Below are 347 nucleotides of genomic sequence, written 5' to 3' on the forward strand. Positions count from 1 at the left end.
CCCATGTACTTTCATCATCCGGTGTAATGTCATTTATACCTACTGTTTTTTGATTAATCCAATCATAGTGTTGACCTGAAGCTCCTACTACCTCTTTAAGATTCCCCATAAATGAATCATCGCCCAATCCTTTAAATTTATTATTATGTTGTTCTAAACGACACTGTCCAAGCTCTCCCAATGACTCATAATATTTTTTCATGGAGTTCATCATGGCATCCGGTCCAGTAATAGATAGTGTGCTGTATTTTTGGGGTATAATACCATCCATACGATAATGAGAAAATAAAGAGCCTTGATAGTATTTCTTAGGAGAAAACTTTTCTTTTTTCTGCTTTATTCTTATC

General features: G+C 34.6%; 1 pseudogene. It reads right to left on the minus strand.

What is annotated here, in order from left to right:
* Positions 1-347 (minus strand): annotated as a pseudogene (locus ACNQ0T_RS23375) (hypothetical protein); the annotation flags it as partial.

The sequence above is a fragment of the Enterobacter cloacae complex sp.6700776 genome (assembly GCF_048284255.1).
Lineage (GTDB): Bacteria > Pseudomonadota > Gammaproteobacteria > Enterobacterales > Enterobacteriaceae > Enterobacter > Enterobacter intestinihominis.